At 69.2% G+C, this 22,121-nt stretch carries 17 protein-coding genes; 11 read left to right on the top strand and 6 right to left on the bottom strand.

Annotation, left to right across the window (positions count from 1 at the left end):
• Position 1 precedes the first annotated feature (1 nt).
• The 11 genes from NS4_RS26435 (at position 2) to NS4_RS26385 (ending at position 13,885) form a co-directional block, all read left to right on the top strand.
• The gene (locus NS4_RS26435) at positions 2-1,237 is read left to right on the top strand and encodes a cutinase family protein (RefSeq protein WP_245665745.1); all 1,236 of its coding nucleotides are present in this window, start codon (positions 2-4) and stop codon (positions 1,235-1,237) included.
• Positions 1,234-2,358, top strand: a complete 1,125-nt coding sequence (locus NS4_RS26430; protein ID WP_169811817.1) for a lipase family protein — start codon at positions 1,234-1,236, stop codon at positions 2,356-2,358. The genes NS4_RS26435 and NS4_RS26430 overlap by 4 nt, the downstream gene beginning before the upstream one ends.
• A gap of 35 nt (positions 2,359-2,393) precedes the next feature.
• Positions 2,394-3,536 carry a lipase family protein gene (locus NS4_RS26425; protein ID WP_157106261.1) on the top strand — a complete coding sequence of 381 codons (1,143 nt, stop codon included), beginning with the start codon at positions 2,394-2,396 and terminating at the stop codon, positions 3,534-3,536.
• A 109-nt stretch (positions 3,537-3,645) separates the two neighbouring features.
• Positions 3,646-4,353, top strand: coding sequence for a DUF8176 domain-containing protein (locus NS4_RS26420; protein ID WP_063062205.1), 708 nt, complete (start codon positions 3,646-3,648; stop codon positions 4,351-4,353).
• Between the two features lie 22 nt (positions 4,354-4,375).
• The gene (locus NS4_RS26415; protein ID WP_157106260.1) at positions 4,376-6,199 is read left to right on the top strand and encodes an AfsR/SARP family transcriptional regulator; all 1,824 of its coding nucleotides are present in this window, start codon (positions 4,376-4,378) and stop codon (positions 6,197-6,199) included.
• Positions 6,200-6,956: 757 nt separating this feature from the next.
• On the top strand, positions 6,957-8,132 hold the full coding sequence (locus tag NS4_RS26410; RefSeq protein WP_063062203.1) for an AAA family ATPase: 1,176 nt from the start codon (positions 6,957-6,959) through the stop codon (positions 8,130-8,132).
• Positions 8,133-8,176: 44 nt separating this feature from the next.
• Positions 8,177-9,925 carry a VWA domain-containing protein gene (locus NS4_RS26405; RefSeq protein WP_245665743.1) on the top strand — a complete coding sequence of 583 codons (1,749 nt, stop codon included), beginning with the start codon at positions 8,177-8,179 and terminating at the stop codon, positions 9,923-9,925.
• 140 nt (positions 9,926-10,065) lie between these two features.
• Complete coding sequence (locus NS4_RS26400) at positions 10,066-10,632, top strand: hypothetical protein (RefSeq protein WP_063062201.1); 567 nt, start codon at positions 10,066-10,068, stop codon at positions 10,630-10,632.
• A gap of 566 nt (positions 10,633-11,198) precedes the next feature.
• Entirely contained in the window at positions 11,199-12,149 is a 951-nt protein-coding gene (locus NS4_RS26395) for a hypothetical protein (RefSeq protein WP_157106259.1), read from the top strand.
• Between the two features lie 431 nt (positions 12,150-12,580).
• Positions 12,581-13,348 (top strand): hypothetical protein, encoded by a 768-nt coding sequence (locus NS4_RS26390; protein ID WP_157106258.1) that lies wholly within the window; start codon positions 12,581-12,583, stop codon positions 13,346-13,348.
• A gap of 87 nt (positions 13,349-13,435) precedes the next feature.
• Positions 13,436-13,885, top strand: coding sequence for a hypothetical protein (locus NS4_RS26385; RefSeq protein WP_157106257.1), 450 nt, complete (start codon positions 13,436-13,438; stop codon positions 13,883-13,885).
• Positions 13,886-13,971: 86 nt separating this feature from the next.
• On the opposite strand, the gene NS4_RS26380 is transcribed toward NS4_RS26385, so the two are convergent.
• The 6 genes from NS4_RS26380 to NS4_RS26355 form a co-directional block, all read right to left on the bottom strand.
• Positions 13,972-15,378 (bottom strand): cutinase family protein, encoded by a 1,407-nt coding sequence (locus tag NS4_RS26380; RefSeq protein ID WP_169811816.1) that lies wholly within the window; start codon positions 15,376-15,378, stop codon positions 13,972-13,974.
• An 87-nt stretch (positions 15,379-15,465) separates the two neighbouring features.
• Positions 15,466-16,479 carry a C40 family peptidase gene (locus NS4_RS26375; protein WP_063062196.1) on the bottom strand — a complete coding sequence of 338 codons (1,014 nt, stop codon included), beginning with the start codon at positions 16,477-16,479 and terminating at the stop codon, positions 15,466-15,468.
• 7 nt (positions 16,480-16,486) lie between these two features.
• Positions 16,487-17,509 carry a replication-relaxation family protein gene (locus NS4_RS26370; protein WP_084487740.1) on the bottom strand — a complete coding sequence of 341 codons (1,023 nt, stop codon included), beginning with the start codon at positions 17,507-17,509 and terminating at the stop codon, positions 16,487-16,489.
• Between the two features lie 39 nt (positions 17,510-17,548).
• Positions 17,549-20,089 (bottom strand): helicase HerA domain-containing protein, encoded by a 2,541-nt coding sequence (locus NS4_RS26365; RefSeq protein ID WP_157106256.1) that lies wholly within the window; start codon positions 20,087-20,089, stop codon positions 17,549-17,551.
• The gene (locus NS4_RS26360; protein ID WP_063062194.1) at positions 20,086-21,096 is read right to left on the bottom strand and encodes a TRM11 family SAM-dependent methyltransferase; all 1,011 of its coding nucleotides are present in this window, start codon (positions 21,094-21,096) and stop codon (positions 20,086-20,088) included. The genes NS4_RS26365 and NS4_RS26360 overlap by 4 nt, the downstream gene beginning before the upstream one ends.
• A gap of 54 nt (positions 21,097-21,150) precedes the next feature.
• Entirely contained in the window at positions 21,151-21,813 is a 663-nt protein-coding gene (locus NS4_RS26355; RefSeq protein WP_157106255.1) for a hypothetical protein, read from the bottom strand.
• Between the last annotated feature and the right edge of the window lie 308 nt (positions 21,814-22,121).

Raw genomic sequence — 22,121 nt, 5'->3', positions numbered from 1 at the left:
TGTGAACAGAACCCGCCACCGCGCCGTTGCCGCGCTGGTAGCCGGAGTATGTCTGGCTGCCGTCGCTGTGGTGAGTATTCCGGCTTCCGCCGCCCCCATAGGCAGTGAATGCGCAAGGTTGCACATCTTCGGGGTGCAAGGCACCGGCCAGTCCTCCCCGACCGCGGACCCGAGCACGGATTCGGGTGTCGTCGGGGCATTGATCGCTCCCGTCCTGGCGGCAGCACCCGGTTTGGTGACCCGCAGCTACATTCCCTACAGCGCCGGATTCGGTGGCGCGGTGCCCGGTGGAGGCGCGGCCCCGTACACGGTGTCGGTCGCCGAAGCACGCAACCGGCTGGACACGGCAGTCACCCAGCTCGCCGACACGTGTCCCGAGACGGCGATCGCGGCAGTCGGGTACTCCCAAGGCGCGCAGGCGGTGTCGTGGTTCGCCCGCGATATCGGCGCAGGCAGCGGACCGGTCCCGGCCGAGCAGATCGCAGGAATCGCGTTGTACGCCAACCCGGACCGGACACATTCCTCACCAGTGCTTCCCGGTCGTCCGGGGCAATCGTCCCCTGACCCTGCGCCGGGCACATCAGGTGAGGCGGTCGCGGGTGTGCAGATGAGTGCCCCGGTTGCGCCGGGGTCCGGGATCGCCGAGCGCGGCACCGGCTACGGGACGCTGACGGGCCGGGTTGCCGATTTTTGCGCTGAGAGGGACTTGGCGTGCTCGGCGCCGGACCGAGCTGCGCTGCTGCGGCTCGGCGCCGAGATCGCCGCGCGAGCCGATCTGCGTGACCCGCTGGCCGCGGTGAACTCGCTGGCCGCGCTGCTGTCGGCTGCGCTGGGTGACGCGTGGACCACCGTGCTGCTGAACGACTTCCACCTCACCCCCGGCCGCGTCGACTACCAGCCCACGGTGCCGTTGGCACAAAGGCTGATCGACGCCGCCGACCCCCGACTCCCCACCCCGGGGCCCGCCGAGCACACCGCGGCGTCGGCCCGATGGAACGCGATCACCGCCACCGTCGCCACGAACCCGCTAAATGTTGTCCCTGCCCTGGTCGGGCAGCTCGGTGCGGCATGGGGGCAGCTGCTGGCCGATAACGCCGCACTGCTCGACCCGGCGGTTTGGGTCCGCTTCGCCGGCACCGTGGCCGCGCATACCGACTACGCCACCGGCGGACTCCTCGTTTCGGGCGCCGCCTGGATGACCGCGTTGGCCCACGACCTCGCAGGAGGATCATTTTGACGGACACCGCCACGGCTACGGCCGACGACTTCTACGACGCACCGCCTATTGGCTTCGAATCCGCAGCCGGAACAATTCTGCGACGTCGCCCGGTGACCTTGCCCGGTCTCGCGGGCGTGAGTACCGCATGGCAGGTGGTGTATGCCACGCGCACAGGGTTCGGGGTCCCGGTCCCGGGTTCGGGAACTGTAGTGCTACCCGACCCCGCAACAGCCGCAGGCGGGCCTCGGGTCTTGCTGTACTGCCCGACCTTTCACGGTCTCGGTGGCCAGTGCGCGCCGTCGCAGAAACTGGCTGCCGGGACCGAAAGCGAAGCCCCACAGATCCAGGCCGCCCTCGCCCACGGCTGGACCGTCGCAGTACCCGACGGGATCGGCCTCGGAATAACCGGTGGCGGCCCGCATCTGTGGCTTTCGGGTGCAGGAGCAGCGCACGCCGGACTCGACCTGGTACGTACAGTTCCCGAACTCCTGGGCCCCGACGCGGCAACGACCGCTTCGGTGGTCTGGGGTTACGCCGACGGGGGACGCGCCGCAATATGGGCTGCCGAACTCGCCCCACGATATTCCCCCGATGTCGACTTACGCGGAGTAATCGCCGGCGCCGTTCCCACCGATTTGCGTTCGCTGGCCCGAGTTCTCGATGGCGCCCCGTGCGCCGGGCTGGTGCTGGCTGGACTGGCCGGGTTGGGACGCGCCTATTCCCATCTGCCGATGGACCACCTGCTCACCCCGTTCGGTGCGCTCGCCGCCCGGCAGGCGGGGGAGCTGGATGTGGCCGGGCTGCTCGCACAGCATCAAGCCTGCTCATCGAGCCGCTGGTGCGAACGCCCCGACCCGTGGAACGACCCCATGTGGAGCTATGTCCTGCGTACCGAACACCGCAGCGGACACCTCCCACAGGTCCCGGTGCACCTCTACCACGGCAGCAACGACCCGCTGATCCCCATCGCAATGGGCCGACAACTCGCCGAGGACTACCGCGCAGCTCAAGTACAGGTCAGCTGGCGTGAATACCCCAGCGACCACACCGCCACCGCCACCACCGAGGACGCCCTCGACCACGCTGCCGAATTCCTGACAGCCCACACAGCCCCGACCCACAACCCTGAGACCGCTTGACCGCCCTCGTCCACGACCTCGAACGGGAGCCACCCGTGAACATCATAGACTTCTATCAGACACCGAACCTGCGCGAAGGGCTGCGGCCCGGCGATCTCATGCGCACCCGCGCGGTATTCACCCCGCAAATCGAGGCCGCCGCGGAAGCGTGGCAGATTGTGTACGTCTCCACCAATTCCCGCTCCCAGCTCATTGCGGCCTCGGCGATCGTTCTGATCCCCGATGCGGTCCCCGAGCCCGGCACGACCGCGATCCTGGTGTATTGCCCGCCCTTCCGCGGCCTGGGAGGTGTGTGCGCGCCGTCGCAACTGCTTGCGACCGGGACCGAACCCGACACCGCCGCCATCGAGGCCGCCCTGGAGCGGGGATGGGTGGTGGCCATCCCCGATGGCCACGGGCTCGGTGTCGGTCCCAGTCCGCATGCCTTCCTCGCCGCCCGTGCCGGCGCGAGGCTCGTGCTCGATCTCGCCCGAGCCGTCTACCGGGGCGCGAACCTGGATCTACCTATCGCCCCGGTGGTGGTCTGGGGCTATGCCGATGGTGGGCGAGTAGCTGCGGCTGCCGGGGAGGTGCATCCGTGGTACGCGCCCGAGGTGGACCTGCGTGGTACCGCAGCCGGCGCCGTCGCCTCCGACCTCGCCGCCCTGGCACCGGTCATCAGCCAGGGCCCGGACCCGGGACTGGGACTGGCCGCGCTGATCGGGCTGGCACGCGCCTACGACCCGCTTCCCCTGCGCCACGTACTCACCGAGGACGGAATCGCCGCCGCAGCCGAAGCACAGCACCTCACGGGCATCGAACTGCTGCAACAGTTCACCCACCCGCTGGCGCACTGGTGTCGGCGCCCTGATCCCTGGAACGACCCCTGGTGGCGGCGGGTACTGGCGCTCGAGACCCTCGCCCATGTCACACCGGCGACGCCCCTGCACCTGTATCACGGTGAACTCGACCCGATCGTGCCCGTGCACGCCGGCCGACGCACACTCATCGCCTACCGGCAACGCGGCGCCGCGGTGAGCTGGCGAGAGTACGACGCCGACCACCGCTCCACCGCGCACCTGGCCATCAGCGATGTCCTCGCCCGGCTCGCCGACAACATCACCAGCCGACCGGCAACCACACCCGTCCAGGGCTACCACGCGGGGGAGGAGGGCGCCGAGCACACGAGCCACCACTGACCCCTCCGGGGGACCCTGCCCGCACCTCCGCTCTTCCCCCTGCCGGGTGCGGGCAGGCCCCCGGAGCAATCCCCACCGACCCGAGATCAACCCCGACGAGGCGAGGTGAATGAAGTACCCCGACCCACCACCCGATGACGACGACGCCTGGGCGTGGCTGGACGAGCAACGACCCACGCCCGAGCTGCACGCCGTGCCCGATCCCGACCCGGACCCCGAACTGCCGGAGGACCGTTGGCTGGTCGCACTGCCGCGGACTCCCGACACCGGCGTCACCGGTGGCCATCGGGCACGATGGTCCGCGGTGCGGAATCGGCTACCGGCCGGGGGCTGGGCGGTGCCGGCCGCTGTCGTCGCGATCCTGATCGGTGTGGTGGCGTTATCGGTTGATTCCTGTGAGGCAGGCGCACCAGCGGTCACCACGGCGTCTCCGAGCCCGGCACCCGCGCCGGAGGGCGCGTGTACCGGGTTGTCGGGCACGGTGGTCACCGACCATGCCGGTGACCCCGCCACGGTGCCCGGCGTGATCGCCTCATTCCAGGCTGCCTACTATCTGAGCCGCGACGCCGAGGCGGCGATGCGGCTGCTGGCGCCCGAGTCCGGGATCGGCTTCGACGGGCTCGCCGCCGGCATCGTGTCGATCCCGCGCGGCACCACGCATTGCGTGGCGATCACCCCGATCTCGGCGACCACCGCGAACGTGCACATCGTCGAACTGCGCGCCGAGGGGCAACGCATCGACTACCTCCAAGTCGTCAATACCCGCCCTGGTGAGGGCCGTGCCTTGCTGATCACCAATATCCAGAGGCAAGGATGACCCCGACCACCGGTTTGGCACCGTGAACGCCTCACCTGTGCGCACAGGCCCGCAGGCGCCGCTGCTGATCGCGGTCGCGGGCCTGAGTCCACGCGCCGGGACCACCACAACCACCCTGGCTCTCGCCCGCACCTGGCCCGGTCCGGAACCCACTCTGATCGTGGAAGCCGACCCCGCAGGCGGCCAGCTCGCCGACATGGCGGGTGCTGACCCATATCTCGGGTTGGCGAGCCTGGCCCGCATGGTCACCACCGGTGCGCCGATCGACCCGGATAGCCTGGCCCGGCACGTGCAGTTCCTACCCGGCGGACAGGCGCTGCTGGCCGCGCCAACTCACCGCGATCCCGGCCGCGCGGCTTTCACCGTTGAGCTGTTGGCCGGTCCGTCCCCGAGCTGGCGCAACCTCGGGGCTACCGTGTTCGCCGATTGCGGGGCCCCCGAGCCGAATTCGGATATAGAGCCGGTGATGGCTGCTGCCGATGCCTGCCTGGTGGTTGTGCGTTCTGATCACTGGGACTCTGATTCGGCCGCCCACCGGATCCGCGTACTCGCCCGCCACAGCACCCACCCGGGGATCGTCCTCGTTGGTGCCGATGCCCGCGGTGAGTTCGCTGCCGCCCTCGGGCTCCCACTGCTGGGTGCCCTGCCCGACAGCCGGGCCCGCGCCGAGGCGCTGTTGCACGGCACCCGCGCGCCACGCCGCCGCCGCGGCGCGCCCCTCCTCCCGGCAGCCCGAGACATCGCTGCGGACTTGAACATCCGTCTCCGCACCCCCGCCCGCGGTGACAGGCAGCCCACAGAACAGCTCGCCACGGCCGCCGCACGCCGCAACGGCCGAACCCGCCACCAGAACACCCCTCCGACGATCTACCGCATCGAACAGCCACCAGCGGCCACACCGGACCCGCGCACACCCGGGCCAGCGGTCGCGGAACCCACTGCACCGCCGCCAGCCCCCGACCCAGTCCTCGGCCGCGGGCGCGAAGATGCCGGCCACCTCGGTGAGGAAGAACTCGCCGCGGCACCCGAGCCCGGCTTCGTCATCGCACCCACGGACTCTCCACCGGTTCCGGCGCCGCACGAGGCTGCGCCTGCCTTGGTATTGCGGGTGTTCGGGCCTACACGGATCTTCTGGAGTGCGCGGGGCGCTGCGGAGGGTGTGGAGGTCACCGCGCAGTTTCAGCCCCGCGTTCGTGAGCTGCTGACGGTGCTCGCCCTGCATCCGGACGGCCTATCGCGGGCTCAGTTGATCGACATGTTGTGGGGTGAACGCCCACCCGGGCGGGGCACCAGCGCGCTCACCAACACCATGAGCCGACTACGGACCTCCCTCAGCGCTGTGACCGGCGGGCAGATCACCGGGCTGGTCACCGACGACCGGCTGCACTGCCGCTTGGAGAGCACAGTGCTCGGCGTCGACTACTGGGACTTCAACGCCGCCGTCGCCGAACGCCGCGCGGGCAGCCACACCGACCAGGTCGCCGCGGCCCGCCGTATCGCGGACCTGGCCACCCGCGAACTGGCCAGCGACCTCACCGAGACCTGGGCAGAAGCGCTACGTGAATCGGCACGACGCAACGCGCTCAACGCCTTGAGCTGGCTGGCCGCCCGCAATACCGAAAATGATCCGCGTGCCACCCTGGGCCTGCTCGAGAAAACCGCCGAGAACGACCCCTACAACGAAGCCGTCTGGCAAGACATTCTCCGCCTCCACGCCCGCCTTGGCGAATACGCCGCCCTCGCACGCACCTACTCGCTCCTCACCCGCACCCTAGCCGAAATAGGCCAAACCCCCAGCGCTGAGACTCGGCAACTCCTCGCCCAGCTCCGCCGCACCACCCAATAGAGAAGAACCAGCCCCGGCATTCTGTATTCGGCGAATACCGATCGTCGCGTAAATGTCATTGCTACGATCATGGGAATGGTGCCAAATTGCCTGTGCCCGCATTTTCCGGCATATTCTGAACGACATCGATCAGAGACTATCTCCGGCAGCTGATCGGCGGCGGTTTCTGTGCAGTGGCTCGATCGAAGGTGGGGTGGTTCGATGAAAAATAATCCGTGCGCTGTTCGGTGGTGAGGTTCCGTGCACTATTCGGTGCAATGATCAAACCGGACCACCCTGCCGTGCAAAAATAGCAGGTAGATCGGTATGTATCCGGCGGGGTGTTACCCGGGATTGTCTATGCACAAAGCTGTATAGACATGCTCGGGCGGCCCGTGTGCCCGCGTCTGTCCGGCTTTCACTCTGTCGGTAACCGCCTCTCACCCCCTCTGAATCCACTTATCTCCATTCCCTGCCCATTCTTTATTCTTCTGTCCGGCTTGAATCGGTTATTCCTTTTTGAAACACCGACACGGCCGGCCTCGGTGGCGCGCGCATTTCTTCCCTGTCTTGCGCGGTCGAATTCGCGTGGTCGAGGCGGAATTCCGTAAATATTTCGTCCTTTTCGGGTTGTGAGCACACTGTGAGTCGAGCTAGCGTCGAGCCGTTCCCGGAATTCGCCGGGAAATCAACGGAAATCCTATTGGTGGCCTCGCTACACGTATGCCACGATCCGCGCATTGGTGCGTGAAATGGGATTGAACTTTCAGGAGATGAAATGGCAAGCAACGCGACCCCGGCCCCCGCAACTGGTGCTCGTTTGGGCAATGGGGAATTGCGGCGCATGGTCGCCGGTGCGCTAGTGGATGCTGCGGGTGACGAGCTATCACCCCGTGAGATCGCGAAAACCCTCGCGCGGTCGTCCGGGGCTGTCGGTAACGCGCTCGAGGCCCTGACCGCCGCCGGGCACGCCGACCGCACCTCGGCCTCACCGCGCCGCTATTGCGCCAACGCAAACACCGCCTCCGCCGCTACCCCGGCCCCCGCCACCACGCCTACCGCACCCACCCCGGCCCCCGGCGGATCCGCCACCCCGGCCGCACCACGCCCCCGCAAAACACCCAAAGCCAAAACAACACCCAAAACCCCGGCGCGCACCGGGAACACGGTGGTCCGCCCGAACGGGCAGGACTACCACGTGCGCAAGCTCGCCGGGCGCGCCGATGTGGATGTGTTGCAGACGATGCGCACCGCCGAGGTCCCGGTGCTGCTGTACGGCCCGCCAGGAACGGGCAAAACCTCGCTGATCGAGGCCGCCTACGGGGATCTGCTGACCGTGCAGGGTGACGGGGACACCACGGTCGCCGATTTCGTGGGCGAGTACACCCAGAACCCCGACGGAACTTTCGTTTTCGTGCACGGCCCGCTGGTCCGCGCGATGCGTGAGGGCCGGGTGCTGTTCATCGACGACGCGACTCTCATTCCGCCGACCGTGCTGTCGGTGGTGTACCCGGCGATGGACGGCCGCCGCGAGATCGTGATCAAAGCCCACGGCGGCGAGGTCGTGAAAGCCGAGCCTGGGTTCTTCGTGGTGGCCGGACACAACCCCGGGGTCCACGGGGCGATCCTGTCCGATGCGCTGGCCTCCCGGTTCGCGTTCCAGGTGCAGGTCGGCAGCGACTACGACCTCGCCGGACAGCTCGGGGTCGACAGGCGGGCCGTGAAAGTGGCGCGCACGCTGGCCCAGCGGCAGGCCAAAGGCGAGGTCGGGTGGGCGCCGCAGCTGCGCGAACTGCTGGCGTTCCAGAAAATCGCCACCGCCACCGACACGAACACCGCCGCCGCGAATCTCCTCGGCGCCGCCCCCGAGGACGACCGCCCTTTCGTGGCCGCTGTGGTCCGCACGGTGTTCGGCACCTCACTGGAACCCCTGGCCCTCGGCGCCCGCCTCTAACCCCGCCCAGCTCCGACCACACATTACGAAAGGCGTTACCCGCCATGACCGGCCACGTGATCACTGCCCCCGCCCCCGCCCCCGCCGCCGCTGCTGCCCCGACGACCGCCCCCGCTACGCCCGCACCTGCCTCGGCCTCTGTGCCTGTCACCGGCGGATGGGCCACGCTCTCGGCCGCGATGACCGCCGAGGCCCCGCCGATCGCCGACCGTGAGGACTTGTCCGTGACGATCGCCCCCGGTGCTGCTTTCGGGCACCCGGCGGTGTTCATGCCGGGCCGTGCGGCGATCGAGATCGACGGCACCCGCATGGCCATCGACCCCGCCACCGCCCGCCCGGAACGCACGAGCGACCGCAACCGCTACCCGGCGGTGTGGGGTGCGTTTGTGCACGAGTGCGCACACGCCAAGCACACGAGGTGGACCCCGCCGCTGGTGGCGCACCCGGGGGTGGTCGATGCCGCGATGCTGCTCGAGGAATCCCGGATCGAGGCCGCCCAGATACGCCTGCGCCCCGATGACCGGCATTGGTTGCGTGCCAGCGCCACCGAGATCGTGATCGGCGACAACGGCGGCGCGATCGCCACCTCACGGATTCCGCCCACCCCCTACAACGCGGCCGTCAACGCAGCCCTCATCCTGGCCCGCCGCGACGGCGGCATCCTCGACAAGGCGGAATGCGCGCCCGCCGCCACCGCGATCGAGACCATCCTCGGCACCGACACCCTCGAAAAACTGCAGGCCATTTGGCGCGAGGCCCACACCGTGGCCGACACCGACGCCGCCGCCATGCTCGAGCTCGGGCAGCGCTGGCTCGATATCGTCGGCCCCGACCCCCATACCGACCCCGTACCGGACTCGCCGCTGGGGGCCGCGATCGGCGACACCGTTGCCAACATCGGCGACGCAGTCGCTGCCTCGCCGGTGGAACCCGACCCCGCCGAGGTCGCTGCCGCCGCCCGTGACGCCGCGCAACGCGCCGCCAACGACGCTGCCGCGCAAGCGCGGCAGGTGTTCGGCGACGGGTCGGGCCGGGGCCGGACCGCAAGCAGGCGACGGACCCGCGCCGCCCGCCCGGACGAGCACACCGCCGCCCGGGTGCTGGCCCGCGCCCTCAACACCGCCGCCACTCGGGAACGGACCACGGTGCGCACGACCTCCGCGCTGCCGCCGGGCCGGTTGCGGATGCGTGGCGCGCTGGCGCGTGAGGCCCAACGCGCCGCCGGGGCCATCCCGACCGCCGAACCGTTCACCCGCACCACACGCAAAACCGTTCCGCTGCAACCGTTGCGGGTCGGTATCGCCTGTGACGTGTCCTCCTCGATGGGGGAGTACGCCGCCCCGGTGGCCTCGGCCGCGTGGATCATCGCCCGCGCGGCCGAGCTGGCCACCATGCCCGCCGAGACCGCGACCGTGACGTTCGGGGGCTCGGTCAAACCGATCACCTACCCCGGCACCGCTCCCGCGCGGGTCACCGAATTCAGTTGCCCGGATTACCTCCACGTCATCGATGCCGCTATCGAGGCCCTCGACGGTGCCCTCGGCCTGGCCCGGCCTGGCGCGACCCGGCTGTTGGTGATCATCTCCGACGGCCACTACAGCGGCGGCAACCGCGACCGTGCCCAGCGGCGGGTCGATGCGCTGCGCGGCACCGGGTGCGCGGTGCTGTGGCTCGCACCGGCCGACAGCGACCCGGACCCGCTGACCGGGGTGAACGTGCACCTAGTCACCGCCCCGGCCGCCACCGCCGCCGCCATCGGCCGCGCCGCCACCACCGCAGTCCGCAACGCATAACCCACACCGCCATGGGGGCGCGGTCCCGCACCGCGCCCCCAGAAGCGGTGAAACCAGGCACTACCCGGCCGGACCGAACCTCGGCCAACGAACAGCAACCACGAAAACAGGCCACCGCCACACCCGGTGGAGGACACGACATGAACCACCCCACCCACAACCCCACCGCCGCCATGGGCCGCTCGGGTCCCGGTGCCGCCGACTCGGCACGGGCCCGGCTGGCAGCGGCGTTCGCGCTGCCGCTGGGGCCGGTGCGTGAACAGCGCATCACCGAGGCCGTCCTCGAACTAGTCGCAGCCGAGATCGGCGACCGTCATCCCGCCATTACCACGGTGTTGTTCGACTGGGAACCCTACGGCGGCCTCGGTGTCGCCGGATTCCGCGACCGCCACGGCAACCCGGTCGCCGATCACGACCTCGATCTCGATATCATCCGCTACGCCACCGATATCCGCGCTACCGCCGACACGGCCCTCACTCGTCCGCGACCCCATGAGCCCGGCCTGTTCCGACTCGACCTCACGACCACGACCAGCCACGACTGCACGACAGACACGCCTATGACGACCACCCCCAGCGTGGGCGACCGGGTCCGTATCACCGACCCGCTGCCCGGCGACCCCGACCCCTTCGAACTCGGCGCCACCGGCACCGTCACCCATCTCAGCGCGCCACGCCTGGGGACAGATGCACGTCGACTGGGATAACGGGCGCTCGCTGATCCTGCTCGACAGCGACCCGTTCGAAATACTCCCGGCCGAGTCCATCGACAAACCCTAGCCGCCACCTGACGAGGTTGGGGCGGCCCCAACCTCGTCGGCCACCCCGAGGTTTCAAACGTCGTCATCGCCCTGCCATGGCCGTCGGTCCTCTTGCAGGCCAGTCATGCCGCCGGGCAGGCGGGCCCTCTGCGCGGCCCGGTGGCGGGCGACACCTCGATCACCTGCTGTCCCTTGCCCGGAAGTCGGCGAATCATGAACCGGGTGGTCACGCCACCCCGGGAACGGCCGATATTCCGCCCGTGCACTATTGCCGTGGTTGTTTCGGCGAAGTTCGGTCTTTCGCTGGGTGTCGGGAGGATATGCTCCGCATGGAGTGTCAGGCCGCGCACGCGCTCCTCTTCCTCGCCTGAGTTGCCTCGCCCACGCCGGTTCGGTGACGTTGATGGCCAAGGTCCTTCCCGGGGCCCGCGTTCACACCTTTCCCCTGTTCGCATGCTTATTTCGTCGCAGGCAGGGTGGCGTGGGCACCTCTGCCGGGAATGGACGAGAACATGCCGAAGAACACCAGTGCGCGCCGGCGACGCCGGGCTCGCAGGATCGAGGCCGAGGACGGCGTGAAATACAGGCAAGCTCTCATGCGCGGCGACGAAAGCACTGCGCGAGTCCGCGAGCAGGCCGAGAAGAACTCGTGGTTGCGGCCCGTGAAATTCGAGATCGGCGGAGTCGAAAAGTACTCGCGTCGCGAGGATGCCGAACAGCTCGGCCAAGACGGCTTGGCGGATCCGACCTGTGCCGACGTCGTTGCCGCGGCGGATGTCTTGTTGCCGAGGGTCCGTGCGCTTCGGTCCGCCAAGCTGAAGCCGACGACCGTGGTCGTGCCCTCCTGGCAGCGGCACCGGCTGACCCAGAACGAGGCGAACGAGCAATTCCGCACAACGATCCGGGAGGTACTCGACGATCTGAACCGCGTTCGTGAAGACGCCGACCTCCACTGTATGGAGTGGACGACCGTTGCCGCGGCCTACTACGGAGTGCGCGTCACACTCAATGGGCTGGAACGGACCACCGGCGGGCCGCTACGCGACCGACTCGAATCGGCCATGGACGCGGCCAACATACTGTCCATGACGGCCGAAGCCGTCCACAGTAGAGGCTGCCTCCTCGGCGCGGACCGTTCCCGCCGCCGGGGCTGGGGGTACTCACTCTGCGATGGCGGTGAGGTCCGTGTGCGCGTAAGGATCTTCGATGACGACACCCTCGTGACCGTCCCCGGGTGCCCCCGACACGCCGCTGAAGAGATCGTCAACTGCGATCACGACGTCGAGGACGGCATGACCGGTGTCGAGGTGATGGGCGGTACGACCGCTGATCTGGACACGATCTACGACCTCGCCGAACAGGTACGCCGCGAACGTGACCAGCTCCAGCGCGAACAGGAAAAGAACACGTCCGGGGAACGGAGTATGCCCGTGCCGCCGTGGCGCAACCGCCAGGATCACTGATAGTGGCCCTGGGCAGGATGCTCGCTGATGTGTCGCCGGTGCCTGTCGCGGCGGTGAGGTAGACGGCCCAGGTGGTGCGGGCGCCAGCCGTTCTCCGGTGTGCGCGGTGATCGGGCAGAAGCCGAATTGGTCACTGAAACCGCCCGCGGCAGTTCGCCGGCGGACTCGCCTGTGGTGAGCCCTGTCGGCTCGCCCGAGGGGTGTCGTTCAGGCTGATTCCACTCGTGCCGAAGCTATTTCGGGTTCCGATGAGAGGAGTTCGGGGCGCGGAATTTTCTTTTCACGATCCGCTTGACAGCGACCGGGGTATCGAGCGTTCATAGGAGCGGCGATGACACCGACCCCGGGAATTTCACCCCGATCCGGTGCGGTTGCCGTCCCGGCCGGGACATGACTCATTCACCCGAACCACATTGCTGGAGGGAACTGTCATGTCCACACGTAAGAAGAACGCCACGGCGCCCGCATCCGCCACGCCCGATCAGGCCTCTGACACCGCCGCTGCCGCCCCGGACAGTGGATCAGGGGACGCTGGTGTGCCCGTGCTGCGCAACGACACCGACGCGGCGCTGTGGGCCGCGCTGGGCACCCACCCCGGATCCACCACGGCCGCATTGGCAGATGTGGCCGGGGTCGGGGTGTCAACAGCCCGGCGCGCGCTGCTCAGCTGGGAGACCGCCGGGGCTGTCTGCTCCCACAGCGACCCCGAATCGCCCCGCGCGGCCAAAACATGGACCACAGCCGAACCCGCTGCTGCATCCCAGCCCGCCACCGCACAGGAACCGGCAGCCTCCGAACCGGCTGCGCCCGAACCGGCCGTCGAGGCGGTCACGACGAGCACCGACTCCGATGCGCCCGCTGACCCCGCGCCCGCCGATCCCGGGCAGGCAGACACGCCCGTAGCAGGCCCCACGGGCGACGAGAGCGCCGACACGACCCCGATTACCCCGACCGGGGGCGATGATCCGGCAGCGGCCCCGCCGGAGTCGGGCCCCCGGTTGCGTTCGGGTGCGTTGCGGGGGCAGGTCGAGGATTTCCTGCGCGATCACCCGGACGAGGAGTTCAGCCCGCACGAGATCGGCAAGGCACTCGACCGTTCCAGCGGCGCGGTCCACAACGCCTTGGCCACTCTCACCAAGGGCGGGACCGCGCGCCAAACAAGGACGGCGCCCAAACGATTCACCCTCGCCTCGGCCTGACGAGACGATGCCGGGATCCCCGGAGAGCCTAGCTCCGGGGAGCCCGGCACCGCTCCCACAATTTATCTCTTCGAAAGGTGCTTGACCATGTTCACTACTTCCCACTCGGCTGTTATGGCGGAGTCCCTGCATCGCGTGTTCGCCAACTCCCCGCACGCCGCCGACAGTCTCGAGTTGTGGCTTGCGGTGTCGGCCGAGGCCGACCGTCAGCTGCGCTTGCGCGTCCACCCGGCCCTGGCGTCGTGGGTGCCGGTGTTCGTGCACTATCGGATGGCGCGCACCGAGGGCGAGTTCTTCCCGTTCACCGGCGCAACACGGATCGTGACAGGACCGTTGACCGGCACGGCCTACACCGACCCCGAAAGCGCCGCCCGTGCGGTTGTCAGTGCGGCCCCCGCCCTGGTGATCGGCCGCGCCGACACCGAGACCGGTGACCAGACCGACACAGTCGAATCGCCCAGGCAGGTGCCGTCGTGGCGATTCCGGGCCACCGGTGCCTCGGCTACGCCACCTGCTGTGTTGCCGCTCACTTTCTAGCCGCTGCTCGCTGAAACCGCCGGTGGGGCCGAGCATCTGCTCGGTCCCACCCCGTTCGTCGTTTGGCTGGTCGTGTGGTGTGCGGGTTATTTCGTGGCGTCGATCGTCTGGGTGAGCCAGTTCGCCAGCAGCGCGACGGCGGTGTCGTGACCGGTGGGCGCGCCCGTGTCACTGTCTGTGCGGGCCGGATCGTCCGGGGCGGTACCGGTGGTGGCGGTGTAGGTCTGGGCCAGGGAGGAAAACTGTGTGCCGGTGAACGCCGAGGCGGTGGCGGCGAGTAGGTCGGCGGCGATCGGGGCCATTCCCGATAGCGCCAGCGCGGCCCCGAGGGGGTCCCCGGCGACCAGTATTTCGGCGGCGGTCCAGGTGATCTCCTGGGCACGGCCGACTCCTTCGGCGATGCGGGTGATGTCGAGGCCGGCGAGGAGCCCGACGACCTCGGAGGCGATGGTGGCCACGCCGGTGCTGTCCAGCGGCGCGGCCAGGGCCAGGGCGCGCGCCACCAGCCGCAGGTCGATATCGGCGGTCATTGCGACCAGCGGGTGGAACTGGTTGTTCAGATTCCCCGCGACCCGGTGCAGCCCAGGAACATCACCACGGCCCAGGAGAGCGGGTAGCTCGGCGAGGCCGGTGACGATGGCGGGCACGTTCGCGGCGAAGGCGGCCAGCCCGTGCACCACGGTGACCACCTGCGTGAGCACCTGAGCAGGAGTGAGCGCCCCCGTCTGAGCCGAGGCGGTGGCCGGTGTCGTCGTGGTGGTCCGCGGCTGCGCCGAGGCCGCGCCCGGGGCCGGAGTGGCGGTAAGGGCGCCCACGACCGCATCGAGGGCGGTCGATTCCCGAGCAGTGGTGGAGCAGTACGGGTCTTGGGCGGGGCAAATAGTGCGGACACGGCCGGTGAGATCGCCGAAGTCCCGTGGACGAGGGCCCGCGACGCCGCGGCCGGCCACCGGGGTCCCCAACTGCGGGGTGCTCGGGTCGCGGTGAGGGTCCGAGACGAGACCGACCGCCACCACTCGGGAGGCCGGGAGCGGGCCGTGGCTGTTGCCGATCGCCGCGGCGAGGTCACCGACGGTAGCGGCGCCTTCGGCATGCCCGGCCAGGACTACGCGCGTCTGCGCGCACAACGCCGACAGCGCTGCGGTGAGCGCCGGTTCGCCGGGGGATGCGGTCGGGGAGTGAGTCGTGTCGGTGGTGCGGGTGAGTGTGCGGACCTCGATATCGGTGCCGTAGCGGGTGGTCAGCGAGTCTGCGACCTGGGGGAGCACCCTTACCGGCCCGCTCGAACCGGTGGCAGGGGTCGTCTCGAACGTGCCCGGTACCAGCAGTGCGGTCCACCGTGGGCAGTTCGCGGCAGCGGGGCCGGGTGTCGGGTCGGCGTTGGCGACACCGGCGCCGGAGATCGTGGCGGTGGTGATGGCCGCACACAATGCTGCGTGGGCGACGCGGCGGCCCGTGCTGACGGGCCGATGGCAGGTAGGGCGGATGCGCATGAAGGATCTCCTTGTCGGGTGGATGGGCCGAGCGCCGTCTTTCACGGCGAGTCCGAAGCGAGTGGGGCGCGGCGCGGGCATGCCGGTTCAGGGCACGGCACGGGGTTCGGTGTGGGTGGGCGAGCCGTTGGACGGGCGGGTAGCGGTGTAGAAGTCGTCGCCTGTCCAGCGGTAGGGCGAGATCTGGACGGGCTCATCGAAAGTGGGTGCGTGGATCATCTGTCCGCTCCCGAGATAGATACCGACGTGGTGGACGTCAACAGCGGTGCCGTAGAACAGCAGATCCCCAGAGGCCAGCCCCGCTTCGGGGACGGTGGGGCCGGTGTGGACCTGGTCGTAGGTGGTGCGGGGGAGAGCGATTCCGGCGGACCGGTAGGCGGCCTGGGCGAGTCCGGAACAGTCCCAGCCCCCGCTCAATTCGGGCCCGTTGCCACCCCAGACATATGGCTGTCCGAGCTGAGCACAAGCGAAGGAAATAATCTGCGCGGCAGCACGGTTCGTGCCTGTCTGGGTGTGGCAGTCGCCCCCGCCGGGGGTGTCGGTGGCGCCGTAGCGGGCGGCCTGATCGAGGACTTGGTCGACGTACCAGTCGGCGTGGTTGTAGGCGAAGATCGCGGCGCGCAGGTCGGCGGGTGCGCCGGAGTCGCACAAGTAGAACGCGGCAGCGTGCACGGCATCGTGCGGGTTGTAGCGCGAGGGCGGGCTCTCCCCGCCGGCAGGCAGCCGGTGGCGGGTGGTCACGGCGTCGAAGGTCGAGGCCAGGAACTGCATCGGCCCACCAGCACCGGAGGAGTTCTCGCCCGAGGTCACTCCGGGGAGGGGGGAGCGGCCGTGGTCGGTTTCGATCTTGCCGATCGCGGCGAGCACCGACCAGTCCAATCCGGGACAGTGCTGGGCCGCGGCTTGATACAGCACCAGCATCTCCGCCGGGATGTCGTGGCGGGCTTCTGGGCTCGGGGTGGAGCCGGTGCCGGTCGAGGCTTCCGGGGCCGGGGTGGACAGAGACTCGTCGAACACGATGACGGTCGTGACCACGGCCGCGATCACGACCACGAGGAACACGACCGCTGCGCAGCCCGCGCCGAGTGCTTTGACCAGCATCAGCGGTTCACCATGACTCGTAGAGCGGTGGAGTGGGTGGTGGTGGGGCCAGGAGGATCAGCCCGCCCGAAGGCGCCCAGTTCTGCTCGCTGTGGAGTTCGTCGGCGGGCGGGGTGCGCCCTGGCCACACGGTGGCGAGTTCGTGCAGGCGTAACCGATCGCTGTCACGGTCCAGCGGTAGCCACACCTGGTCGGCGGGGCTGGCCTCGGGTTTTGGGGTAAGGAGTTCGGCGGCGGCGGTGGCGACGGGTACGGCTTCGGGGTCGGGGAGGCGTTGCCAGGTTTGTCGCAAGGCTGTGCGAGCGTTGGCTTCACGCATCGTGGTCGGGGTCCACAGCAGCACAGGGGTGGGGATTCCGGTGGTGCGGGCCAGTTCGCTGTAGCCGTGCAGTTTGGCAGCGACCCGGGTCAGAGTGGTGGAGGCGAGGTCGTATTCGAGGAAGAAATCGAGAGTCGCCTCGGCGAGCGTGTAGCGGCCGAAGGCGTCGGGGCGTGCGAGGTCTCCCCAGAGGCGTTGGCAGCGGGTTTGTGACCACCATGCCTGTACTCGGGCTTGCTGGCCGCGTTCGTCGTGGGGTGCGTGTGCGGTGAGGGTGGTGAACCAGGTGTTGACGCCGAGGGTGTGGGTCAGGTGCAGGCTGTGGGCGATGGCGAGGGTGCGTTGGTGGTTGTAGCCCAGTTCGCGCACGCTGATGCCGACTTCGGCGGCAAGCACGCTGGCTCCAGGCGGGGCCAGGACCCAGTGCATCGGTGCGCTGCCCCGGGTGCGTAAGGGCCGGAACCGTTCCAGGACACCGTAGCGGTGCAGGCGGTTCAGGCGCCGCAACGCAATGACGGTATTGGTGAAGGCGAGTGCGGCGAGCTGGTTGGTGGTCAGGACGCGGTGCTCGTGCAGCATCCGCAAAATCCAGCGGTCACGCTCGGTCAACCGCGCCACCAGCACGGTCATGTCGACCGGTCCGGTCTGCGCGGCGCGGGTCTCAGGGCGGGGCTTGCGTCGATCTTCTTGCCGATCGGGTCGAGAGATCATCGCTACGGCAACCTTTCTCGGAGAGGCCGGGTCGGATGGCTAGCGCCGGCGCGGGTCGTGCCGTGCAGGGTTCGGCTTCTCGTCACGGTCGAGGACCGGCGCCCGGCCGGGGTCGGGCGTGTGTGCCGGTGTGGTGAGGTGGGCGCGGGCGGCGGCGGCGATTTCGCGGGCACGTCCCGGGGTTGGTGCGGGCAGCCGTTGGGTGGTGAGGGTGAATGGGCGGGCGTTGCGGCCGTCGACCAGCAGGCGGGCGGCGGCATGGAAGGCATCGAGGTGGGACAGGTCGTGCTCGGACAACCACGGCTCGGTATGGCGGGCCAGATCCCGCGCGTCGTCGGGACTGACGGCGAACACGACCTTGTTGCGGGCATTCGCCGAGATCCCGTCGCGTAGTTCGCGGGAGAGTTGGCCGAGGTTCTGGTGCGCGAGCAGCAGTGACAGCCGCAGTCCGCGGGCTTCGGCGAGCATGTCCTCGATGGGCGTCGAGAGGTTGAGGAAGTTCTGTGCCTCGTCGAGTACGAGCGCGGCGTCGGGCCGCTCGGCGGAGGGCACCCGAGCGCGGGCGGTGACGGCCTGCCAGGTGCGTGCCACGAGCAGGGACCCGACCAGGCGGCTGGTCTCCTCCCCGAGCGAGCCTTTCGGCAGTCTCGCCAGGCATATCCCGCCCTGGTCTAAGATGTCGGCGAACTCGACCGTGGAGGGCCCGCCCGCGATGGCCGCGCGCACGAACGGGCGCAGCAGGAACGCGCGCAGCTTGTTCAACAACGGGCCGGTGAGCTGGGCGCGGCCGGTGTCGGACAGCGTCTCATAGCTGTCCCAGAATCCGCGGAGGACCGGGTCTTTGGTGGTGCGGGTGACGCGGGCACGGAAGGCAGGTTCGGTGAGCAGGCGGGGCAGGTCGGCCAGAGTGGCGGTGCCGGGTTGAGCACACAGGGTGAGCAGGCTGGCGCGCATGATGTCGTCGGTGCGTGGCCCCCACCATTGGTGGAAGATCCGGTGGAAGACGGTGACGAGGTTGTCGACCGCCAGATCCATTCCCGCCCGCCCGATCCGCCCGATGTCCAGGGGGTTCACGCACGGTGGTGGGGCGGTGGAGTCGGCGTCGAAGAGCACCACCCGCTCACCCATGCGCGCCGGCAACCGCGACAACACATCGGTGACGAGGTCGCCCTTGGGGTCGACGACGATCACCCCGCGCCCGGCCTCGGCGTCATCGAGGATCGTGCGCGCCAGCAGAGTCGATTTACCGACGCCGGTGGGCCCGAGGATGTGCAAGTGGTGGCGGGCGTCGGAGATCTTGACCGCGACCGGGCGGCGCGTACCGGTATCGGCCATGCCCAGGGGTTTCGTGTGCTCCCCGCCGACCGGGATCTCCGGGGCGGGGGATAGGGCGCGGGCTCCGGCGCGTTGCAGGCCGGGTAGCCCGGTCTCGGTGGGCAGATGCGCGATGGTCGCCAGCTCGGGCACCGACAACACATCCCCGCGTCCCAGCCGCCTCTGCCGGATCAATGTCGCGACGCGGAGGCGGCGACGCCGCCGGTAGTAGTTGTGATCGGTGCACGCCCCGAACACCGTGGCCAGAGCGTCGGCGCGCCCGCGCGCCACCGCCCGCGCCTGCGCTCGCGGGTTCGTGTCGTCGGGGTCGTCGGCGACCGGGATCGAGGCGGCATAGCGGACCACGGTTTCCCAGTGCGCTCCCCGGGCTTTGACGGCTGCTGCGCGGGCGGCGGCGCTGTACTCCATCACCGCCTGCCGGTCGCTGCCCCGACGCTCACCAAGGCCCCCGGCCCGGGTCGGGCGCGCGGTGCTCGTGCCGGGGGTGAGCAGATTCAACGCCTCGCGCAGCAGCCCGGCCACGACTCCTGTCGAGGCATGGGTGCTCGCTGCGGCGCGGAGGGCGCGGGCGACGCAGCGGCCGGTGACCGGGCGGGCCAGGATCTGCACGCAGGTGGCTTGCCCGGGTGCGAGGTCGTCGGCGGCGGTGATCAGGTTACGCACGAGATCGCCAGCGTGGTCGGTGCTCAACGGGAGCCCTTCGCGCCGTCCCAGCCGTAGCTCGCCTCCGGTCACGATCCGCTCCACGCCTTTCGCCGCCGCTGGTAGCGGGGGGCGGGCGGGTTCGCTGGTGTCGGTGTGCGCGCCGGGCCAGGCCGAGGCGATCGCGCGTTCGATGAGCCCGGGTGGGACCGCGCCGGGCACCCAGAGCCGGATCGCGGCCCCCTCTTCCGGGGTCACGGTGTATTCGAACCCGATATGCGGTTGCCCCAAAAGCAGCCGCGCCCAGGCCGGGCGCAATTGGCCGATCAAATGGGCCCAGAAGGTGAGCGCGCCTTTGGTATCGACCTCGGGTGGGGTGAGCACGGTGATTTGGCGAGCACCTGCGGTCAGCCGGCGCCGACGCCACCGGCCCAGAATTCCCACCGCGGCAAGCGCACCCAGCACAGCCAGCATCCCGACAGGCTCGGCCGCCGATCCGAGCCCCTGTTCGACTACCTCGGCCAGGTCGCGAGCTGCCGCGCCGGGTGCGAGCAGCGCCCGGCCGAGCCACCCCTGCTCGGGGCTGGCGACGGACGCGTTCACGCCGCCACCGACCCCGGTTCGTCGTTACCGCTCGTCCCCTGGAGCGGGGTAGTACCGTAGGGGAATCGTGGACGTGCCCTGCGGTTTTCGGTAGTGGCGGCAGCGGAGTCCGGCTTGCGTAGAACAACGACGTCCTCGTGCGCTATGAGGTGGATCGGCAGTCCGGCGGTGCGTTGTTTGACGACGAAGTCGCGTTGGAAGAAGCTGCTGCGGGCGACGAGTTCGCCCTCGGACAGCCGCCCCAGCAGCGCGACGCACCGTTCGACGGGGACCAGCCCGGCCAGCTCGCCGCAGGTGAACAAATGGGTGGGCAGGTTCACCAGTTCGGCGTGCTGGCGCCAAGGCCGGGCGGTGATCACGACATGCCCGCCCGGGGCAAGGTACTCGGCGGCACCGGCGAGGATTTTCGTGAATCCGGACAGCAGCCGGCCGATGCCGACGTTGGCGAGGTTGCCGCGGTCGAGCACCGCGCCGTAGCGGTGATTGGTCTTGCGTACCGGGTCAGCGCCGTTGGCGCGGACATGGCCGTGCAGGGAGTCGCCGTAGGGCGGGGAGGTGATCACCAGATCCACCTGCCCCCGCAACTCCTGCGGAATCAGGGAGGTGAGTTTGCGGGCGTTGCCGTGGTAGACGTCTGCATCGAGATCGATCCCCGCCTCGCGGGCCAGACCGATATTGGTGCGCGCCAGTTCGGCCCACCGGGCTTCGTATTCCACGCCCACGGCGCGGCGGCCAAGGTGCAGGGATTCGACGAGGGTGGTGCCGATCCCGCACATCGGATCCAGGACGAGGCCGCCGGGGCGGGTGTAGGTCGTCACCGCGTGTTGCACGATCGCGGGGAACATCTTCGCCGGGTGCGCGGTGCTGTCGGGGTGATAGCGGCCCCGCCGCTGCGCGGCGGGCGCGTTCTGAGCGGTCGCCCACACCGACACCGGCGCATCGACGGGACCGGTGGGCGTGGTGGTCACCGAGTTGGTATAGGCGGTGGTGGTGGGTTCAGGAGTCATCGAGTGGTCCTTCACTGATCGAGCGGTCTGCGAGATGCCGAGTCGGGGTAGGGGTCAGCCGTGTTCGGGCTGGAGGAAAACGAGCACATCGGTATGGGCGACGCTGTGCCGCGGAATGCCGGGCGTTGTCTGCTCGGCGAGCGCGGGCGCGGGGACGGTGATGGTGTGGCCGGTGACCGGGGCGGCGATGATGTGCTGGAGGTAGAGCAGATCGGCGGCCTGGGCGGCAGCCACGACCGAACCGGCCGGGTCCAGCAGGATCCCGGAATCGCTGTGGCGGCAGCGGCTGAGAACAGCCAGCAAACCGCCCATCGCCATCACTTCGGTGGCGAGCGTGGTGATGTTTTCGGCGGCTCGAATCGGGTCGAAGTGGTCGGCGAGCAGGCTGGCGATGACCAGATTCACCGGTTCACCGGGATCGCTCGGGTGGGTGGGGGCATCGAGGCTGTGGCGGTCCAGATCGCGGATCGCGGCGAGGGCGTGGGCGGTGTCGGGCTCGATCATCCGCAGCCTGCCGCGGCCGGTCGGGGCCGGCCAGCCGATCAACATCACTCGCGAGCCCGGCTCGGAGAACTCCCGGATCGTGTGGGCCAGGACCGGTCCGGGCCAGCGGTCGTCGGGATCGAGGGCCTCGGTACCGACCGCCCACAAGGTTGAGGGGACACGCACTGCGGGTGTGGGGGTAGCGGAGCGGGGTCGGCGAGAACTGGCGGTCATAACGACTCCTGACGAGAGAGCGGTGTGTACTCGCTTACTTCCGCCGAAAAGCCGATTTTTGGACAACGCTCCTCGAACAAGTCTGGAGAATTTCCCTGAATGACGAGAACCGGCAAGTGCTTCGGTTCGGGGGTACCGGAAATTTTTTCGAGATTCTTTTTCGGTGGTTTGCCTCGGTGGGCAGGTGCTCTATCCGCGGTCTATCCAAACCGCATCCAAACCGCATCCGCGCATACACAAGTCCTGGTAGAGGCGTCTTCTTCGGATGGTCGGCGGTCGAGAGTGACCGGTCGCCCATTGTTCGCTGG

This window comes from Nocardia sienata NBRC 100364 (assembly GCF_001613205.1).
GTDB classification, from domain to species: domain Bacteria; phylum Actinomycetota; class Actinomycetes; order Mycobacteriales; family Mycobacteriaceae; genus Nocardia; species Nocardia sienata.
This window is presented reverse-complemented; position numbering and strand designations above follow the sequence as displayed.

Bases quoted from the DNA above. Each gene is read 5' to 3' on its own strand.
- NS4_RS26420 (WP_063062205.1), top strand. From the start codon at position 3,646: ATGAAGTACCCCGACCCACCACCCGATGACGACGACGCCTGGGCGTGG.
- NS4_RS26410 (WP_063062203.1), top strand. From the start codon at position 6,957: ATGGCAAGCAACGCGACCCCGGCCCCCGCAACTGGTGCTCGTTTGGGC.
- NS4_RS26405 (WP_245665743.1), top strand. From the start codon at position 8,177: ATGACCGGCCACGTGATCACTGCCCCCGCCCCCGCCCCCGCCGCCGCT.
- NS4_RS26400 (WP_063062201.1), top strand. From the start codon at position 10,066: ATGAACCACCCCACCCACAACCCCACCGCCGCCATGGGCCGCTCGGGT.
- NS4_RS26395 (WP_157106259.1), top strand. From the start codon at position 11,199: ATGCCGAAGAACACCAGTGCGCGCCGGCGACGCCGGGCTCGCAGGATC.
- NS4_RS26390 (WP_157106258.1), top strand. From the start codon at position 12,581: ATGTCCACACGTAAGAAGAACGCCACGGCGCCCGCATCCGCCACGCCC.
- NS4_RS26385 (WP_157106257.1), top strand. From the start codon at position 13,436: ATGTTCACTACTTCCCACTCGGCTGTTATGGCGGAGTCCCTGCATCGC.
- NS4_RS26380 (WP_169811816.1), bottom strand. From the start codon at position 15,378: ATGCGCATCCGCCCTACCTGCCATCGGCCCGTCAGCACGGGCCGCCGC.
- NS4_RS26375 (WP_063062196.1), bottom strand. From the start codon at position 16,479: ATGCTGGTCAAAGCACTCGGCGCGGGCTGCGCAGCGGTCGTGTTCCTC.
- NS4_RS26370 (WP_084487740.1), bottom strand. From the start codon at position 17,509: ATGATCTCTCGACCCGATCGGCAAGAAGATCGACGCAAGCCCCGCCCT.
- NS4_RS26360 (WP_063062194.1), bottom strand. From the start codon at position 21,096: ATGACTCCTGAACCCACCACCACCGCCTATACCAACTCGGTGACCACC.
- NS4_RS26355 (WP_157106255.1), bottom strand. From the start codon at position 21,813: ATGACCGCCAGTTCTCGCCGACCCCGCTCCGCTACCCCCACACCCGCA.